The organism is Mesobacillus persicus (assembly GCF_900109925.1).
Lineage (GTDB): Bacteria > Bacillota > Bacilli > Bacillales > Cytobacillaceae > Mesobacillus_B > Mesobacillus_B persicus.
Map to the genome: position 1 here is coordinate 75,327 of NZ_FOBW01000008.1, position 18,136 is coordinate 93,462.

General features: G+C 42.2%; 17 protein-coding genes and 1 pseudogene. 1 reads left to right on the forward strand and 17 read right to left on the reverse strand.

Translation table 11 applies throughout. The features are described from left to right. Positions 1 to 8: 8 nt before the first annotated feature. From BMX30_RS12365 to BMX30_RS12380, 4 genes are all read right to left on the reverse strand, one after another. A complete protein-coding gene (locus BMX30_RS12365; RefSeq protein ID WP_170843867.1) occupies positions 9 to 617 on the reverse strand; it encodes a competence protein ComK in 609 nt (202 codons plus the stop codon). A 999-nt stretch (positions 618 to 1,616) separates the two neighbouring features. Next, positions 1,617 to 1,985 (reverse strand): hypothetical protein, encoded by a 369-nt coding sequence (locus BMX30_RS12370; RefSeq protein ID WP_090745867.1) that lies wholly within the window; start codon positions 1,983 to 1,985, stop codon positions 1,617 to 1,619. 560 nt (positions 1,986 to 2,545) lie between these two features. Then, a complete protein-coding gene (locus tag BMX30_RS12375; RefSeq protein ID WP_090745870.1) occupies positions 2,546 to 2,998 on the reverse strand; it encodes a YaiI/YqxD family protein in 453 nt (150 codons plus the stop codon). 370 nt (positions 2,999 to 3,368) lie between these two features. Beyond that, a complete protein-coding gene (locus BMX30_RS12380) occupies positions 3,369 to 4,352 on the reverse strand; it encodes a sodium-dependent bicarbonate transport family permease (RefSeq protein WP_090745873.1) in 984 nt (327 codons plus the stop codon). A gap of 216 nt (positions 4,353 to 4,568) precedes the next feature. On the opposite strand from BMX30_RS12380, the gene BMX30_RS12385 reads away from it, so the two are divergent. Further along, positions 4,569 to 4,904 carry a hypothetical protein gene (locus BMX30_RS12385; protein WP_090745875.1) on the forward strand — a complete coding sequence of 112 codons (336 nt, stop codon included), beginning with the start codon at positions 4,569 to 4,571 and terminating at the stop codon, positions 4,902 to 4,904. A 251-nt stretch (positions 4,905 to 5,155) separates the two neighbouring features. Here the strand turns inward: BMX30_RS12385 and BMX30_RS12390 are convergent, their stop codons facing one another. The 13 genes and pseudogenes from BMX30_RS12390 to BMX30_RS24275 all read right to left on the reverse strand — a co-directional run. After that, complete coding sequence (locus BMX30_RS12390) at positions 5,156 to 5,917, reverse strand: ABC transporter ATP-binding protein (protein ID WP_090745878.1); 762 nt, start codon at positions 5,915 to 5,917, stop codon at positions 5,156 to 5,158. Next, complete coding sequence (locus tag BMX30_RS12395; protein ID WP_090745881.1) at positions 5,914 to 6,714, reverse strand: ABC transporter ATP-binding protein; 801 nt, start codon at positions 6,712 to 6,714, stop codon at positions 5,914 to 5,916. Before BMX30_RS12395 ends, BMX30_RS12390 begins: the two co-directional genes overlap by 4 nt. Next, positions 6,711 to 7,559 (reverse strand): nickel transporter permease, encoded by an 849-nt coding sequence (nikC, locus tag BMX30_RS12400; RefSeq protein ID WP_090745884.1) that lies wholly within the window; start codon positions 7,557 to 7,559, stop codon positions 6,711 to 6,713. The genes BMX30_RS12395 and nikC overlap by 4 nt, the downstream gene beginning before the upstream one ends. Next, positions 7,556 to 8,503: a nickel ABC transporter permease gene (gene nikB / locus BMX30_RS12405; protein ID WP_090745887.1), complete on the reverse strand. Its 948-nt coding sequence runs from the start codon at positions 8,501 to 8,503 to the stop codon at positions 7,556 to 7,558. Before nikB ends, nikC begins: the two co-directional genes overlap by 4 nt. A 1-nt stretch (position 8,504) precedes the next feature. Then, positions 8,505 to 10,055 carry a nickel ABC transporter substrate-binding protein gene (gene nikA / locus BMX30_RS12410; protein ID WP_090746262.1) on the reverse strand — a complete coding sequence of 517 codons (1,551 nt, stop codon included), beginning with the start codon at positions 10,053 to 10,055 and terminating at the stop codon, positions 8,505 to 8,507. A gap of 218 nt (positions 10,056 to 10,273) precedes the next feature. Then, positions 10,274 to 10,438, reverse strand: coding sequence for a YvrJ family protein (locus BMX30_RS12415; RefSeq protein ID WP_090745890.1), 165 nt, complete (start codon positions 10,436 to 10,438; stop codon positions 10,274 to 10,276). Between the two features lie 146 nt (positions 10,439 to 10,584). Then, entirely contained in the window at positions 10,585 to 12,759 is a 2,175-nt protein-coding gene (nasC, locus tag BMX30_RS12420; RefSeq protein ID WP_090745893.1) for an assimilatory nitrate reductase catalytic subunit NasC, read from the reverse strand. 181 nt (positions 12,760 to 12,940) lie between these two features. Then, the gene (locus tag BMX30_RS12425; protein WP_090745896.1) at positions 12,941 to 14,134 is read right to left on the reverse strand and encodes an MFS transporter; all 1,194 of its coding nucleotides are present in this window, start codon (positions 14,132 to 14,134) and stop codon (positions 12,941 to 12,943) included. 212 nt (positions 14,135 to 14,346) lie between these two features. Beyond that, positions 14,347 to 14,511: a YvrJ family protein gene (locus BMX30_RS12430; RefSeq protein WP_090745899.1), complete on the reverse strand. Its 165-nt coding sequence runs from the start codon at positions 14,509 to 14,511 to the stop codon at positions 14,347 to 14,349. An 83-nt stretch (positions 14,512 to 14,594) separates the two neighbouring features. Beyond that, on the reverse strand, positions 14,595 to 14,813 hold the full coding sequence (locus tag BMX30_RS12435) for a DUF2922 domain-containing protein (protein ID WP_090745901.1): 219 nt from the start codon (positions 14,811 to 14,813) through the stop codon (positions 14,595 to 14,597). Between the two features lie 35 nt (positions 14,814 to 14,848). Next, a complete protein-coding gene (locus BMX30_RS12440; RefSeq protein WP_090744103.1) occupies positions 14,849 to 15,064 on the reverse strand; it encodes a DUF1659 domain-containing protein in 216 nt (71 codons plus the stop codon). A 154-nt stretch (positions 15,065 to 15,218) separates the two neighbouring features. After that, positions 15,219 to 16,160 (reverse strand): alpha/beta hydrolase, encoded by a 942-nt coding sequence (locus tag BMX30_RS24270; RefSeq protein ID WP_211482075.1) that lies wholly within the window; start codon positions 16,158 to 16,160, stop codon positions 15,219 to 15,221. Positions 16,161 to 17,174: 1,014 nt separating this feature from the next. Next, positions 17,175 to 17,822: pseudogene (locus tag BMX30_RS24275) on the reverse strand (flavin-containing monooxygenase); the annotation flags it as partial. Positions 17,823 to 18,136 lie beyond the last annotated feature (314 nt).

Genomic DNA, 18,136 nt, shown 5'->3' on the forward strand with positions numbered 1-18,136 from the left:
TGGGAGTCTCAATCGACCATTCTCTTTTGGGAGTCAGCTATTTTTCTTTCTAACGTTTGTTTGCATTCATGAGGATGCTCGTCAAACTCTATGCTGCCGGTATCCTTGCATTGCTTATATTCCTTCTTCGGTTCCAGGTGTATAATCATCGAGTTGTTTGACCTCTCCGCGACGATTCTCCGTAAGTCGCCAGCTTTCTGCTTCTTTGTGTTGAACGAGGTGAGTTTTGCTTTTATTTCTAAGGTACGGCTGTTACTAAGTTCAATGATTGTTTCCCGACCTTGGGCATGGGTATGGATGATGTGGCTATGGTTAAACCAGATACATTCTGGGTGTGTGGGCGAGATATGTGGGAAAAGACAAATATCCTGTGCTTGGCAAACGATAAATGGATACATTTTCGCTTTCCCAAGAATAGATTTCGCCCCTTCAACCGCTCCCTGGAGGTTTTGTCCGTAATAATGTAAGGATTCTCTGATGACTTGTATAGGAGACTGATCAACCAGGATGGGGGTTTCGCCCTCTAGTACGATGGTGCAAAGCTTTCCAAATGAATGATATTTTCCCGTTACTAAGATTGTTTTTTGATTAATGATGTAGCGGTTGATGAACTTCAAGTGTTCCACTCCTTTTCTTAATTACCTAAGATTGCAATTTTTAAGAGAATAGGAGTATACTAACAATAAGTTGGTATACCCCAACTTGCCTAAGCCCCCGGGTGCTGTCTGCCAGACTTCATACCCTGGGGTTTTTTGTTTTTTCTATTTATTATCCACATCACCTCCTTTACTGAGAAAAAATTTGATTGGAATAGCAATTCTCGTGTATGGGCCTTGCTTGATGAATCATTACCATCTATAAAAGAAACATAGACTTTTTGTATAAAAATAAGGGGTTTAACACGGATGATGTCGAACGCTATTAATTTGCTAGCATTTGCTATCTAATTGATAGTTAGAATCATCAATCGAATTTGGTAATAAAAGATTGCATGGGAATTCCAGATTTAAAGGAAAGAATAGTAACAATGTTGTAGTACACATGGTGGATTGCATCATAACAAAGACTCTCATTTTTATGGAGCCTTAGTACAAAAACATCGTTCTTTACTTGCCTTGATGCACAATCATTATGGTGGGTACATAGAGGTCGCCGTGCTTTTAGGAACACGGTTACTTTCAAAACTTATTTTTATGTTCAAAGCGACTTGGTGAGGGTTTTGATTTGAATGGCTTTATATGTTAGATAATTGGTGAAAAGATAGGATTGTTAGCGTTTACATTTTACTTATGATGGTATACAAAGATAGTTTCTTTTACACCTTTTACCACTCCCTTTCACATTATATCTTCTTGTTCTCTAGCTGCCTATTCCCTCTGATATAAGAAAACTCAAAAAAATTCGTTTTTTTGCAAAGTTTTACAATATCGACACAATTCGACTAATACCTGTGGTTTTCTGTCGATAAAACGCGATTTTAAACATAGCCCTCCCTCTTTTAATTTATATTTAGTAGGTTTGTTTTGGGATCATTTTCGCGTTTTTACCATTAATATTATTTTGGGCAGGCAGATTGTGACAAGTCACAGTGACTTGTCACATGTCCCACACACGTTTCATCTTCTCCTCAAGTACTTTTCATTTATCAGTAACACCTTCCCGTTCTCTAAAACGGAGTATTTACGATTCATGAATCGGTACTTCTTATAAAGATTGTGTCCGATGATGTAAGTTGGTAAGATCATTAATAGTAGAATGAAGATCGGTAACAGATAGTTAAATTCTTTCCCAAAGATATAAATCGTTGTTACTGCATGGACGATATAAGCTGTCATCAGGACAATCATGACATTGCAAATATGGAACGCAACAACCTCTTTAGTTTCTCGGAACATTCGTTCTAATTCATATTTAAAGTGAATTGTAACAAGTACTGCTACCATTATGGCAATAAGGGAAAACAAATATGTTAAAACTGTATCCATTTTTGATTACTTAGCCCCTTCCAACTAACTTCCAATTCAGTTCAATGGATATCATCTCCACAATCACCAACTATAAACATCCCACTCAGTCAAAATTTTAAATTCGTAGTGAATAAAATCTTAACTTGCATCTATATAAAGATATAAATAATTTGTATGTATGCTCATAGTAATTCATATTAATGGTGGGATAATGATGAAAGTTTCCTTTTTAATAAGAACATTACCAGTTTTTTTATTTGGTTGCGGCGTCGGGCATTTAAATGATTGTTTTAGAATAGCCGCCTTTTGTGCGAAGGCTGAAAAAGCAAAGGGAGGTCCCCCTTTGCTTCAACTCCCATAGCTTACTGTTAAACCAATGGGCTAAGGTAAGTTAAAAACAGTTACTAAAAAGGCGTGCAAACTGATTACAGTTTTGACACGCCTTTTTATTGGTGAACAGGAGTATGCCACCGAAAAGTTAAATTTCCTTTTGCGTACTAGTTGCAAATAGGATAAAAATTCAGATTCCAAGTCGTTCTTTGTTCTGTTTCTCAACATGGAACTCATCAACGGTGCCGTTAGCTATTTTCCATTTGTGAAATAGCTATTCTAAAGAGGTTCCTAAATTTTTCACGATCCTCTTCTGTAAAGGGTTTGGGTCCTTTTGTCCGTTTGCCGCTTTTTCGAGCCATGGCGCTTAAATAACGTGACTGTAACAGCTCGTCTATATTTCCATTTGTATAGCGATAGCCTTTATGGTGAAGAACGATGCACCCTTTCGCTAACCCTAGTGAAGCGAGTCCATAATCTTGCGTCACAATCAGGTCCCCTGTTCTGGCTAAGCCCATAATCCGATAATCGGCGGCTTCTGCTCCAGAATCAACATAAATTGTTTCGACTCCTGATGGTTGTTCCGCATTGGAAAAATGAGAAAAACTGGTCACTAGAACGACTGGAATCCCTTCATTTCTAGCTTCAGAAATAATAATATCTTTTACCGGACAGGCATCGGCATCCACATATATGTTCATGATTGATCTCTCCTAAAATATTCGTATGGGTCGTAGAAGGTATTCCAAGTAAGTGTTTGATCCCTCTTTTTGGGGTGAAGTTCGCTTAACATCTCTAACATGATATTTTATCGTACAATCATACCATAGTATTGCATGGTTAAAGTGGAGGGTTCAAGGGTAAGTATTGTCGAAGGTGCATGTTAGGATGCTGATACTTTGCGACGAGTGCCGGTAAAAGCAAAAGGTACCTCTAAATTTAGAAGTACCTGATTTCCGCCGGTATGGAAGAAAAATTTTCAGATGAGCCTAGCTCTTGCCATTCGGTCAGAAGGGGCACCGTTTTAATAGGTGTGTCATATGGGGTTAAGGGGTTAGTGGTTCGAACAACCTAACCTACCAATAGGCTAGAAAACCAAAAGTAAATTGGAATGCCGAAGATTAGATTAAATGGCAGTGTTAGTCCTAATGAAGATCCGACATAAATCCCAGAGTTTGCTTCTGGTATGGAATGTTCGATCGCTGCAGGTGCTGCAATATAGGACGAACTAGCAGTTAGTACACCTAATATAAACGTTCCTCCAAGCGATAATCCAATAAAGTTTCCGACAAGTATACCGATGAACCCACCAATGATGGGCAGTATGAATACATAGGCAAACGAATACCACTTTAACCCTTTTAAATCTCTAATTCGCTGTGTAGCAATCATTCCCATGTGAAGCAAGAAAATACTGAGGACTCCATAAAATAGATCACCAAAAAGCGGCTTAATCATCAGCAGTCCATCCTCATGTGCAACCAAACCGATGAAGATCCCCCCTATTAAGAGGAAAATGCTTTTTCCAAAAAAAGCTTCCTTCACAACTTCGACCATGCTTGCCGACGACTCCGCTCCAGTTTTTTGTGTAAAATATTTATACAGGATAATCGCTGTGATGATCGCTGGTCCTTCCATAATCACTAGGATAGCTGGCATAAAGTCTTCGTATGGGATTTCCATTTTATCCAAAAAGGACAATCCTGCAACAAACGTTACAGCACTCACTGAGCCATAATGCGCAGCTAAAGCTAGTGAATTTGGAGTATCAAATTTGACCACTTTTTTTATAAGAAGATAGGCAATCACTAACATAAGAAAACTTAAAAACAAGGCTGCTAATCCCACGGTAAACATGTTACCTAGCGAAGCATGTTTAAGTTTGGTTCCGCCTTGAATACCGATGGTAAACAGAATAATCATCGTGTAGCCCGTATAAAAAGCCTCTGGAACTTTAAGGTCCGAGTTCACCAATGTGGCAATGATCCCGATGATAAAAAATAAAATTAATGGAGACAATAGGTTTATGTATACTATTTCTAGAATGAGTTCCATTTTCTTTTTCTCCTTTTTAGCTAATTTATATTATCATACCCACAGGGTTTTCATGTATTCTGCCCGCTGAAGGCAATCAAGCTCCGTGGGTGAGGTGATTATATTCCCTCAATGGGGAATACTGACTGCATGATTGCCCTCGAGAAAAAACCAGTATTCCTCCCTTTTCCTATTCAAGACTTGTCTATATAATGGTAGGAGAAGGAGGTGACGCACATGGAGAAATCTGAATTAAATGAAATCCTTAACGCTCTTAAGCTACACTCGGAACATATAGATAAAAAAATGGACGTGATGAAAACAGATTTAGAAAAGCGAATAGGTTCCCTTGAAGGAAGAATGGGTTCCCTTGAAGGAAGAATGGGTTCCCTCGAGGGCAGAATGGATTCCCTGGATACCAAAATGGATGTCAGGTTTGACCGCCTTGAAAAAAAGGTAGATGGAATACGTGTAGATCTAACAGAAACACAAGAAACCGTAAATTTTTTATCAAGTAAATATGCTCAGCACGAAAAAAAGCTTCAAACCCTCATCAATCAGCAATCTCAATAATAACCTCAACCTAGTAGCATTCCATTAATAAAAATCGCCTTCGCTGTCCCTCGAGTTTGTTCGAGGTAAACGAAGGCTTATATATCTTCGGGAAGATGCGCCTTCGAGGTCTCCCCTTCGGCAGAATCTCTAGAGATGGCTATCACCTTTATTCTTTCTTTGAACATTTATTTTCGTTAACTACCAAGTTAGTTATGATTGGGATAATTAAGTATAACTTTAGTCCACGCTTGCCCCTTCCCTATGTGAAATTAAAAAGTCGATACAAGCTCCTTCGTATAAGCATGTCGGTCCTCTGCTAATAAATGTTCTTGTTCAAACTGGTCGACGATCTGGCCATCTTTCATCACCATAATCCGCTGACTCACTTGATTCACAGCGGCTAAGTCATGGGAGATAAACAAATAAGATAAATTCAAGTTTTTACGAAGGTCCGTCAATAACCTCAGCACCGCATCCTGGGAAATTACATCTAAGCTTGCCGTAGGCTCATCTAGGATAATCAGTTCTGGTTCAATACTAATCGCACGAGCAATCGTCACTCTTTGACGCTGTCCCCCACTCAGTTCATGTGGATATCGGTCGGCCAAAGAAGTTGGCAGTTCCACAGCTTCCAAGAGCTGATTCACAGAAGCCTCCTTAGAAGGATAAGAAAAATGAGCAAGATTTAATTCGCTCTTGTATTGTTCATAAGGATCAAGAAGAGCGTCTTTAATTTTTAGTTTCGGGTTCAACGAGGCTGCTGGATTTTGAAAGACTGCTTGAATGTTTTTACGAAAAGGCTTTAATTGGCGTTCACTTAGTTGTTCAAGCGCGGAGCCATTTAAGGAGATTTTGCCACGATCAATTTGCTCAATTCGCAGCAAGCAACGGGCTAATGTACTTTTACCCGAACCGCTTTCGCCGACTAGGGCCAGGCACTCCCCCTTATTTAAGTCAAAGGTGATGTTCGAAATGACGGGACTGCCTTGTCTATATGTTTTCGATAGCTCTTTTACAGCAAGTAATGTCATGACTTCATCTCCCGATCCAAACCTGATGGAAGCCCTTTTTCTAAAATAGGGGCCGATTTGATTAATTGTTTTGTATATTGATGTTGCGGGTGGTCAAGAATCCGGTGCTTTCCCCCTGATTCAACAATTTTGCCATCTTTCATGATGGCTAATTTATTCGCATAACGTCTCACAACTCGCCAATCATGGGTGATGAATAAAATCGAACAACCCGTTTCTTTTTGCCGTTTAGCTAGCATTTCTAATACCCGATGTCCTGAGACGCTATCAAGTGCGGTCGTTATTTCATCCGCAATAACCAGGTCGGGTGATAGTAAGAGAGCAAGGGCAATCGCTGCTCTTTGGAGTTGGCCTCCACTTAGCTGAAAAGGATAACGATGATAAAGCTCTTCGGCTAAACCAACCGATTCAAGGGCTTCTATCGCTTGCTTGTAACGTAGCTTTTTTGAAGAAAAGCCATGTACTTTTAAGTACTCATCAAAATGCTCACCAATTTTTCGAAAAGGGGTAAACGATCCTTGATAATCCTGAAAAATATAAGCCACGTTTTTCCCACGAAGTTTGCGAATCTCTTTAGCAGACAACTTCAGCAGGTCCTGTTCTTTGAAGAAAACACTCCCCTCCACTTGTAACTGAGCAGGCAGCAGCTGTCCAATACTCTGGGATAGAAGGCTTTTTCCACTGCCACTTTCTCCAACCAACGCAAACCAATCTCCCTCACGAATCGTAAGTGATACTTGGTCTACGATGATTTTATTCTGATTGCGAATGCTCACTTCATCAATTGATAGAATCATTGATTTACCTCTTTCTTCACATCAAAGCGATCTCTAAAATAATCTCCTAGCATATTTGTTATCAGTACTACAGAAACAATGGCCAGTCCAGGGTAGAACATTAATTCCGGCATCGACTGAAAATACGCACGTGAATCATTTAACATCGCTCCCCATTCAGGCATCGGCGGTTGAGCCCCCAAGCCAATATACGAAAAAGCAGAAATCAGTAAAATGATTTTTCCTAAATCAAGGCTTGCTAGCACTAAAACATGACCAACGATATGCGGAAATAAATGCTTTTTCATGATTTTACCTGCCGATAATCCATTAATACGCGCAATCAGGATGTACTCCTTTTGCGCCTCGGATAACACCGTGCTTCTGACTAACCTCGCATAATTCACCCATTTGACTAAGATGATCGCAAGAATCAAATTGCTAATACTAGGTCCAAGCAAGCCTACTAAAACGATGGCAACGATTGTGTCTGGAAAAGCTAGAAAGCCGTCAGCAATTCTCATAAACAAGCGGTCTACGATGCCACCTTTATATCCGGCAATAATCCCAAGTGGTACTCCAATACTTACGGCAGTAACAAGCGCTAGTAAACTATAGCCAATTGTCTGTTGGCCCCCGAGCAAAAGGCGTGTGAACACATCCCTACCTAAATGGTCTGTACCAAGCGGATGCTGCAGACTCATGCTTTGAAGCCTACCGCTTAAATTCGTTAAATACGGATCATGTTTTAAAATGAAAAATGCATAGAAAATCCCTATGAAGATCATGACAACAAAGATGAGCGCGATGCCAACTTGAATGGTTTGTTTTCTATTTTTAAGCAAACGTCCAGCAAATCGATTCATCTATTTGTCTCGCTTTCTTTTATTTTCAACTGTGGATTTAAATATCGATAGGACAAATCTACACAGGTATTTACGATAAAAACAATCACGGCCATCACTAAAATATATCCTTGAATCAATGGGAAATCGCGTTGACGGATGGCATCAACGACCATTTTGCCAATCCCTGGATAAGCAAACAACACTTCGATGACAACCACTCCCCCAATCAAGCTTCCGAGGCTAACCCCAAACACCGTAATCACAGGAGGTAAGCTGTGACGAAAGGCATGCGCGAAAAAGATTCGAAACTCTGACAATCCTCTTGCTCTTCCCGCTCGGATGAACTCCTGGTTCAGTGAATCTAGCAAACTCGATCGCAGCAATCGAACATACACACTCGATATGGCTAGGCCGAGTGTAAGTGATGGTAAAATGACAGTGGATACCCCATCTCTTCCCATACTCGGCAGCCAATTTAAACGAGCGCTAAATAAATCGATGAAAATAAGACCAAGCCAAAAACTTGGTACCGCTGCACCAATAATCGAAAGAATACGGCTGATTTGGTCAATCCAACGATTTCGATAAAGGGCTGCCAAGGAACCTAACGGAATGGCTACCAAAACCATGACCAACAAAGCTCCAAACGTTAGTTCAAGCGTAGCCGGAAGACCTAATAAAATCATTTCCATGACAGGTTGGCCAGTACTATAAGATGTGCCAAAATCAAGTTGAATAAAATCAATAAGCCAATACCCGTATTGAACGAGTAGCGGCTTATTGAATCCCATATCCTCTCTTAATGCTTCGACTTGTTCCTGACTAACGGATAATTCATCGACATTTAAAATAGTTAAAACAGGATCACCCGGTGCCAAGCGCACAAACAAGAAACTAACGAAAGTAATGATTAAAATAAAAAGTAAGACTTCAAGAAATTTGCGAGTAACGATTTGAATCAAATCAGTTCACATCCACATCCAATTGATTGGTGATCATATAATATTCACTTCGAGTCGTGACCCAATTTTTCACCTTATTATCGTTGTAAGCAACAATGGTTGATGGATGCAACACGAATGAATTGATGACATTCTCGAATACATAATCTGCTGCTTGCTCGGCTAGCTCAGCTCTTTCTTGTTGGTCAACCGTTTGATTTAATTCGTCGATAATCGCCGTAAGAGTAGGCTCGTCGGCACCGCTAAAATTGAGCGATCCGGTCGGGTGATAGGTTGCATTTAAATAATATCCTGCATCCCCACGGGGAGCTGTTAAATTACTATAGGTCGCGATATCCCAATCACGATTCGACGCCATGTATTCTTCTGGGGTATCGATCTGCTTAATCTCCACATCGATTCCAATTTGTTTCGCGTCGGATTGAAATACCTGTGCGATTAAAGGTAGGTCAGCTCTTGCCGGGTACGTTAATAATGTAAGTTTCAAGGCTTCTCCATCTTTTTGCATTGTACCGTTTGCAAGCGTATAGCCTGCTTTTTTTAGATGCTCGACAGCAAGCTCTGCACCCGATTCACGCTGCTCGTAGGTAGGAGCAAATGGCAGACTCGGTAAAAATGGACCAACAGCCGCTTCCCCATGCCCTAGTAGAATGGAATCAACGATTTCCTGACGGTCAATTAACGCATCGACGGCCCGACGTACATTCACATCTTTTAAACTTTCGCGTTGCATATTCATCGTCATCTGATGAACACGGAATGTAGCCGTTGACTCTACATGAATGCCTTCGATTTGTTTTAATGATTCTAAGCTCTCTACCTCTGGTCGATAGACAATATCGACTTGGTCTGATTTTAATGCAAGTGAACGAGCATTTGCGTCTTCGTTAAAAGAAAAAGTGACGCGATCCAAATTAGAAGCTCCGTCCCAATATTGATCAAAGCGCTTAAGCTCAAGGCGACTTCCTGGCATAAATGTCTCTAATACAAATGGTCCTGTACCAATTGGCTTGTTCAGAATATCCTCTTCTGTTACATCAATAATTGAAACATTCGGGTTTACAAGTTCGGAGATAAATTCTGGAAAGGGTTGAGTGGTTGTAATCCGCAACGTGTACCCTTCTGCTTTAATCTCTTTAATTTTCAAAGCATTTTTCATCGCCACGCTCTCGGTAATCGCTCTTTCTAAAGAAACCTTTACAGCATCCGCATCCATTTCTTTCCCGTTGTGAAAGGTGACCCCTTCACGAAGATGAATCGTCCAATGGATCCCATCGTCCCCTTCCCAGCTTTCTGCTAGCCATGGAACAACCGTTAGATTTTCTTCATCTAGCCGAACTAATGTTTCTGTAATTCCCGCTCTTAATGGTACATAGCTGCTATCAATATGTGGGTCTAAGGAATTGGTTGAGAAGTTATAAAGAAAATGAATATGTTTATCTTCAGGACTTTCCTCCTTACTTGATGAAGTTGAGTCTGCGCAAGCTGTCAGTAGGCTAACGATATAGAACAAAACAAGAGTAGTTAAAACGCGATTTTTTATGTACGGCATAAATTTACTAGTTTTCAAGATAATCCCCCTAATATGTAATGATTCCGATTTACAGATTATATTTCTAGTTTAAATCGTAATGATTTCGATTTACATCATATCGTAATCATTCCGATTTAGCAAGCGTTTATTTTGGGGACGGTTCTTCTGCTTCCTCTTTTAAGTAGGTCCAACCGTGAACAAAAACCACAAAAGAAGCAAAGGATACAGCCCTTCGCTTACATGATTTTTCTATCCTGGTACTCGCTTTCTTTCATCTGATACGGTAGGTTCTGGATCGATTGGACAATATTGTCGAGCTTGGCTGCGATCCTGTGAAGCAAGTATAAGGTGATAATGATTGGAAAACCTACTTCACTTATTAACGGGATGAACTCTTGTATGTGCCCTTCTCCTATCTATTGATTTTCACCGGTTGATGATAGGAAAAGGCCGGTTCCTAATGGAATCCGGCCTTTTTATAAATTAGATAATCTCGAAAAAGTCAGGGACGTACCCCTTGCTTAGAAAGCCTGGGTACGTCCCTTTACTATTTCGACATGTTTACTACCTCAGTCATCGAATCAACAGCTTCTGTCTCCAGTGCAGTCACTCTTACTGCACAGGCTTTAAATTCTGGCATTTTTGACTGGGGATCGAGTGCTGGCAATGTCAATTGGTTAATACTTTGCTTGCCTTCCCAATGGAAGGGGACAAAGACCGTATCTTCACGAATCCCGGATGAAAATTTAACTTTGAGAGTCATCTCTCCTCTCCGTGAGCATATCCGCGCTTTCTCTTTATCTACTAAACCAATCTGGCTTGCTGTCGTTGGATGTATCTCTAAAAATGGTTCGGATATTTTGTTTAATTCCGAAGTTATTCTTGTTTGCACTCCGGTTTGATAGTGTTGAAGAATCCGTCCTGTCGTCAAAGTCAGCGGAAACTCTTCATCTATTCTCTCTTTTGGGTATTGGTGAGCAATCGGGGTCACCCGGGCCTTTCCGTTTTCATGATGGAACCTGCCATCCACAAACATCCTTGGTGTACCTGGATGGGACTCACTTGGACATGGCCAGAATACCCCTTTCTCCTCGTCAATCCGTTTATAGGTAATTCCTGCGTAATCCGCAATGCCTCCCTTTGTTGCTTGTCGAAGCTCCTCAAAAATTTCTTCACTGCTTGTGTAAGAGAAAAACCTTTCCTTGCCTAGCAACTCAGAAATCTCACATAGAATCTTCCAATCTAAACGAGCTTCTCCTGGAAGTTTCTTTGTTGCCTTGCGTAAGATGACTCTTCCTTCGAGGTTGGTCATTGTCCCTTCCTCTTCTAAATACGTGGAACCGGGAAGGATCAGATCAGCGAGCTCCGCTGTTTCAGACATAAGTGTATCAATCACTACGAGGAAATCTAGCTTTCCCAGGGCAGATTTTACAAGATTCGTATTCGGGTTGGAAACGACTGGATTGGAGCCAAGAACAATCATCCCACGGATTTCTTGTTCGAGGATCTTCTCAAACATTTCATAAGCAGAGACACCTTTTCCAGGGATCGAAGACTCTTTCACTCCCCAAACCTTAGCGATATGGTTACGAGCCTCCATATCTTCAATAGACCGGTATCCCGCCAATTGATCCGTCTTTTGTCCGTGCTCACGACCTCCTTGGCCATTTCCCTGCCCCGTAATCGTTCCATAACCACTTCCTTGTTTCCCAATTTTTCCTGTCATCAAGACCAAATTGATGAAATTTCGGACAGTGTTAACCCCTCCTGCATGCTGTTCGACGCCTCTTGCCGTAAACACCATTCCTGTTGTGGCCTTTCCATATAAACGCGCTGCCTCAATGATTTGATCTTTTGCCACTCCAGTGATCCTTTCCACTTCATTCAAATCAATGGTACGAGCAAAAGCAAGGAGATTCGCCCCTCCTTCGACATACTTTTCAACAAACGAATGGTCGATGAAATCTTCATCAACAATGACTTTTAGCATGCCATTGACGAGCGCTGCATCCATTCCTGGCTTAACCTTTAGATGAAGATCTGCAAATTTGGAAGTAGGCGTTACTCGGGGATCAATGACAATGATTTTGCCCCCATTTGCTTTCACCCTTCGGAAATAAGGCATCATGGTAGGTTGACATTCCGCCACATTCGTCCCAGCCAAGATGATGCATTCCGCATCCTCAATTTCACTTAAGGGGTTGGTCAATCCACGGTCCACACCAAAAGCTTGATTCGAAGCACCAGCAGCTGAGGACATGCAGAAACGGCCATTGTAATCAATATACTTGGTTTCCAACGCTACCCTTGAAAACTTTCCTAGCAAATAGGCCTTTTCATTTGTTAAAGCCCCACTTCCATATACGCTCGTCGCGTTCTTCCCATATTTCTCTTGGACTGAAGTGATTTTTTGAGAAAGCCAGTGATACGCCTTTTCCCAAGATACGGGTACAAATGAATCTTCAACTTTTAACATCGGTGTCCGTAAACGAGCGGAACTTAAAGCATGTTTAAAAGAAAAGATTCCCTTAGGACAAAGTCGGCCTTCTGAAACTGGATCACTTTTGAGTGGTGTCACTTTATATCGAGTCTTTTGCATAGACCGATCTTCGTGTAGATTCATTTTGCATTGCATGCTACAAAATGGGCATTGAGTCTCATGGAGATATTCACTATTTTGCTGATATTCCCGTTCTCGAAACCCTTTTAAAAAGTCAGACATGATTCCCTCTCCTTTCCATCGCTCCCATACGTCCTGTTATCCGTTACGAACTACATAGATGATCATTTCTTTTTATCACAGACGTTTATTTTTCTATCAAACTCATGGATTGAGTTTTATGAAGTTATGAGGCTCTCCATTTAAGATTCAAGCCAAAATCGACGGATAAAAAAGCGTTCTTTTAAGAAAGGCTAGATACCCGACCTTGTTTCTTGGTTGTGAGTATGGCTCGAATTCTATCACTGTTATAAACTAAGCAAACAAGTGCGAACAGCGATAATAGGACAAAGCCGAGTGTATACTCACCGAGATAATCCATAAAAATCCCTAATAGGATTGGAGGGAAAAAACCGCCTAAGCCACCTGCAGCACCGACCACTCCTGTAACGGCTCCAATATTCCCCCGAGACACTTCCGCCACTCGTTTAAATACCGCACCATTCCCTGTTCCAAGCATAATCGCCATCATCAGGCATGCCACCATAAACAGGAGAACGTTTCCTTGCCACAAAGCCATCAAAACGGAAGTAAGCAAAATCGTTGAAAACACAATATTTAATACTTTGACCGCCCCAAACTTATCGGAAAGATATCCCCCTACAGGCCGAATGAGCGTGGCGCCAATGACAAAAATTCCTGTTAAGCTCCCAGCTTGGACCGCATCTAATTGATGAAGCTCCTGGAATAGAATTGGTAAATAAATGCCAAAGGTGACAAACCCTCCAAATGTTAAAAAATAATAGCCGGATAACACCCAGGTTTCTTTGTTCTTCATGACATCCAACGAGTGTTTTAGCTTTTTCCGATTATTGGCTTTCCCATTTTCAACCGTTCCGAACCAGAAAATGAGCGACATGATAAGAATCGCTAGGGCAAAAATTCGAAACATCCAAGGGAGACCCCATAGGTTCACGATTTGTGGGGCAAGGAAACTAGCTACGGCCGTCCCTAAATTCCCCATTCCAGCAATCCCAAGGATAAGTCCCTGTTTTTCAGGAGGATAAGACCCTGAAACGTAAGCAATTGAGACGGCAAACGTTGTTCCAGCCATTCCAATGAAAAACGCACACAATAACAGACCTTCATAAGAAGAAGTGAAACTTGCCCCTATCAAAGGGAGGGTTAAAAAGAGCATGGTAAAAACATAAACCCGTCTTCCTCCTAATCGATCAGCAAGAATTCCTATAGGAATTCGCATCACGGAACCTAACAGAACAGGGGTAGCAATAAGGATGCTTTTTTGCAAACCTGTTAACCCATACATTTCTTGAATCTTTCCAGCTACCGGCGAGAGAATCGACCATACCGAAAAAGCAATAATCATCGATAGCGTGGAAAGGACTAATATCGATTTTTCATCTTTCTTTTTCACCATTCAAACCTCCTACAAAGATTGTGTGACAGGTTCTGTATACAGTTAATAAGCCAAATCTATAACAAAGCCACGTCAGTGTCTTTAGAGTTGTCATGGTTTATGACACAGGAATTTTTTTAACTGCATGGGGACGGTTCTTCTGCTTCCTAATCTAAGTAGGCAAACCGTTAATCGAAAATCTATCAAAAAAAGCAAAGGGTTCGGCCCTTTGCTTACAAAATTTTTCTATCGTGATATTCGCTCTCCTTTATCTGATAGGGGAGGTTCTGGATCGATTGGACAACATTGTCGAGCTTGGCTTCGATTCGATGAAGCAAGTACAAGGTGACCACAATCGGGAAACCTACTTCACTTATTAATGGGATGAGCTCTTGCATGTTCCTTCCTCCTTTCTCTTAGTTTTCCACCACCGTTTTAGATAGGAAAAGCCGGTTCCCAATGGAATCCGGCCCTTTTATGATTAGATAATCTCGTATTCTGTGACATTTCGTTCAACCACGCGCGCACCGCCAACAGAAACTAGATTTCCGTAAGCCGAGAAAAATGCGTTTGAAGCAATAACCGATTCCATTGCCAGCTTTAATGCGGCTACATCAACCGGCTCAACAGGATTGTCCACTGTCAATCGAGCAACTTTCCCAAGATCGGTACCAAATTGTAATTCCAGAGTCTTCGCCATCCTATTCACCTCCTTCCTACCCTAATAAAAAGGGATTAGATAATGTCGTGATTGTCGGTACGCTCGACCGAGCTAAGTGGATACGCGCTAAGTCCTCCTAGTGCTGTTGCTGCTTGATGCAGCTGATCAGCTGTCGCCTCTTTTCTGACGTTCGCGTAAGATTTCCCTTTGAAAATCGGCTCTCCTTTTTCGTTTAAGCCTGTTTCAAAAACTAACGTCATACGAGAATCTTTCAACATTGCTTGTGCCATTTTCCTCACCTCCCTTCACTTTTTATATAGGGATTTAGGAGAAGAAAGGACAGGGTAAAAGAACAAACAAAAAAACTGCCCAGCAATAATTGGGCAGCTTATCTACGATCACCTATTGGATGGTGTCTGGCACTTAACTAGAATTCCAATTAATCTATACCGTTTTGACGCTACTAAAAGCCTGCTTTAAAGCATTCGCCGCTTGGTTGATGGCGTTGTTCCCTTCAGCCAGCACCCCTGGCATCCAGAAGAATCCATGAATCATTCCATCGTAGCGCGTTGCTTCCACTGGTACACCTGCTGCTTTTAGACGTTCTGCGTACGCCTCTCCTTCATCACGGAGCGGGTCAAAGCCTGCCGTAATCACCAGTGCCGGCGGAAGTCCGCTTAAGTCCTCTGCCAATAAAGGCGAAGCATAGGGATTTTGTCCGTCCTGTTCATCACGCAGATAATGGTTCCAGAACCATTCCATTGTGTTCTTTGTTAAAAAGTAACCTTCTGCATTCTCCCGGTAGGAGTCTGTGTCATAAGAGTGGTTGGTTACCGGATAGAGCAGCATTTGATAAGCAAGCGCAGGCCCTCCCTCTTCACGCGCCATCAAGGCCACAACCGTCGCCAGGTTTCCGCCCGCACTGTCACCGCCAACGGCAATTCGTTCAGGGTCGACTCCAATGTTAGCAGCATTTTCCACGACCCACTTGACAGCCGCATAGGCATCCTCAGCAGCCGTCGGGAATTTGTGCTCCGGAGCTAATCGGTAATCGACAGATACAACGACACAACCGGCTCTGTTCGCTAACAGACGGCATGGGACGTCAACCGTATCCAAGTTCCCGATCACCCAACCTCCGCCATGGTAGTAAACTAAGGCTGGGAATGGCCCTTCACCTGCTGGAGTGTAAATCCGAACAGCGATTTCCCCTCCCGGCACTGGAATACTCCGATTTTCTACTTTGGCTACTTCTTCTGGGATTCCTGCCAACTGGCTAAAATCACCCATTCTTGCTAGTTCAGGAGTCAGCTGCTCCATCGGCGGAGCACCTGCAGATTCCAATTGTTTTAAAATAAACCAAGCTTGCGGATCAATATTCCCCATAAAAAATCCCTCCTTAACCAATCCTTCATCCTTAGCACCAGCCGCTAACTCTGAGGTAAACCCTTCGTATCCCCTGGCAGACACGTCATCACAAATTAACCGGTACAGCCCAACTCCTCCAGCAAAGGCGAGGAATCCCCGCGGCTTTCCTTCAATGTTGGCGCCCATATACCAAGAATCTGTTTTAGAGAGTAGCGACATGTCGGCAATGGCAGCACATTGCTGGCTCCAGAATTCCTCCGCCTCAGCCGTGGCCTCAAAGGCTTGCAAATGATGCTCGCGCAGATATCCAATACAATCCGCAACCCAATCCACATGCTGCTCAATCGAAACCATCATGTTGCTGAGAACCGATGGGCTTTGTGGGCCGGTAAGCATAAACATGTTCGGGAATCCTGATGTGGCAAGTCCTAGATAGGTCTTTAAATTCGCTCCATCTTCCCATTTCTGTTTCAGCGAGACATCATTCTTCCCGCGAATATCGATTTTAAACAAAGGACCGGTCATCGCGTCAAAGCCAGTTGCAAACACAAGGACATCCAGATCATACTCGGCATTTGTTGTTTTGAGTCCATTCGGGGTCATTTCGACAATAGGATCTGCTTTTATATCAACAAGTGAGACATTGTCTCGGTTGTAAGTTTCAAAATAGTCGGTATCGATGATCGGGCGTTTGGTTGCGTAGTAGTAGCTCGGCATGAGCTTTTGTGCTGTATCATGATCTTGAACCACTTGCTTGATCTTGGTGCGGATAAAAGATGCAGCCGTTTCAGTTGCTTCAGGCAGGATGCCAATGTCATTGTAGTTGTAGGTTAGTGTAAATAAACCACCTTCCTGCCAAGCCTTTTCATAAAGGCGCTCCCGTTCTTCAGGAGAATCCTCCAGGGCGGAACGCATCCGAGGTCCGGACGGTACACCATGCATCGAATAACGCATAAGCTGTTTTAGCTCTCCGTAATTCTCCCTTGTCTGGCTGATCACTTCAGAGTCAAGCGGATGATTTTGCGCTGGGCAACTATACTGTGGCGTCCGCTGAAAGACGGTAAGTTGACCGGCCTCTTTGGCAATCACCGGAATCGCTTGAATCCCGCTGGAGCCAGTTCCAATCACACCGACACGCTTCCCGTTAAAATCTACTTCTTCATGCGGCCATCTGCCCGTGTGGTACATCTCGCCTTTGAAGGTATCCATGCCTTTTAAATCCGGGACATTGGAAGCAGAAAGACAACCTAATGCCGTGATGAAGTATTCCGCGATCACGAGAGAACCATCGTCCATTCGAATTTCCCAGTTGCAGTTTTGTTCATTGTAGCGGGCAGCTGTGATTCGTGTATTAAACTGGATGTCTCGCCTCAAGTCCAACTTATCTGCCACATAGTTTATGTAGCTTAAGATCTCCGGCTGTTCAGCGTATCTGGCACTCCATGTCCACTCGTTCAAAATCTCTTCTGAAAAAGTGTAATTATAATAGATGCTTTCAATGTCACACCGCGCTCCAGGGTAGCGGTTCCAATACCAAGTTCCCCCTACATCCTCCCCCGCTTCATACACTCGAACCGAATAACCAGCTTCTCTCAGTCGCTGAAGCATGTACAATCCAGAAAACCCAGCACCAACGACCACAGCATCAAACACCGGAACATTTTGTTGCCTTTCTACCATCCACAAATGCCTCCCTTATAATAAAATTTATTTCGATGGAGTCAATTTTTTGTAAGCGCTATCAATTATATTCTGCTTCGGTTCTGAAAACTCCTTTTTATTGTCTGAATTTTATGAATTTTAATAATAAAGGACTTTCAAGATTAACAGTGTTTCTTTCTCTATACCTTTATAGTTTTATTTTTAAATGCCTTTTTAGGCATCTTGAAACACCAGCTCTTTTCGAAAACTGAGGTCTAAAATCCAGATGCTCTATTTACCAAAGCGCCTACCGATTATACTTAATGGAATTTTTTATTTCCTCGCTGACGGGG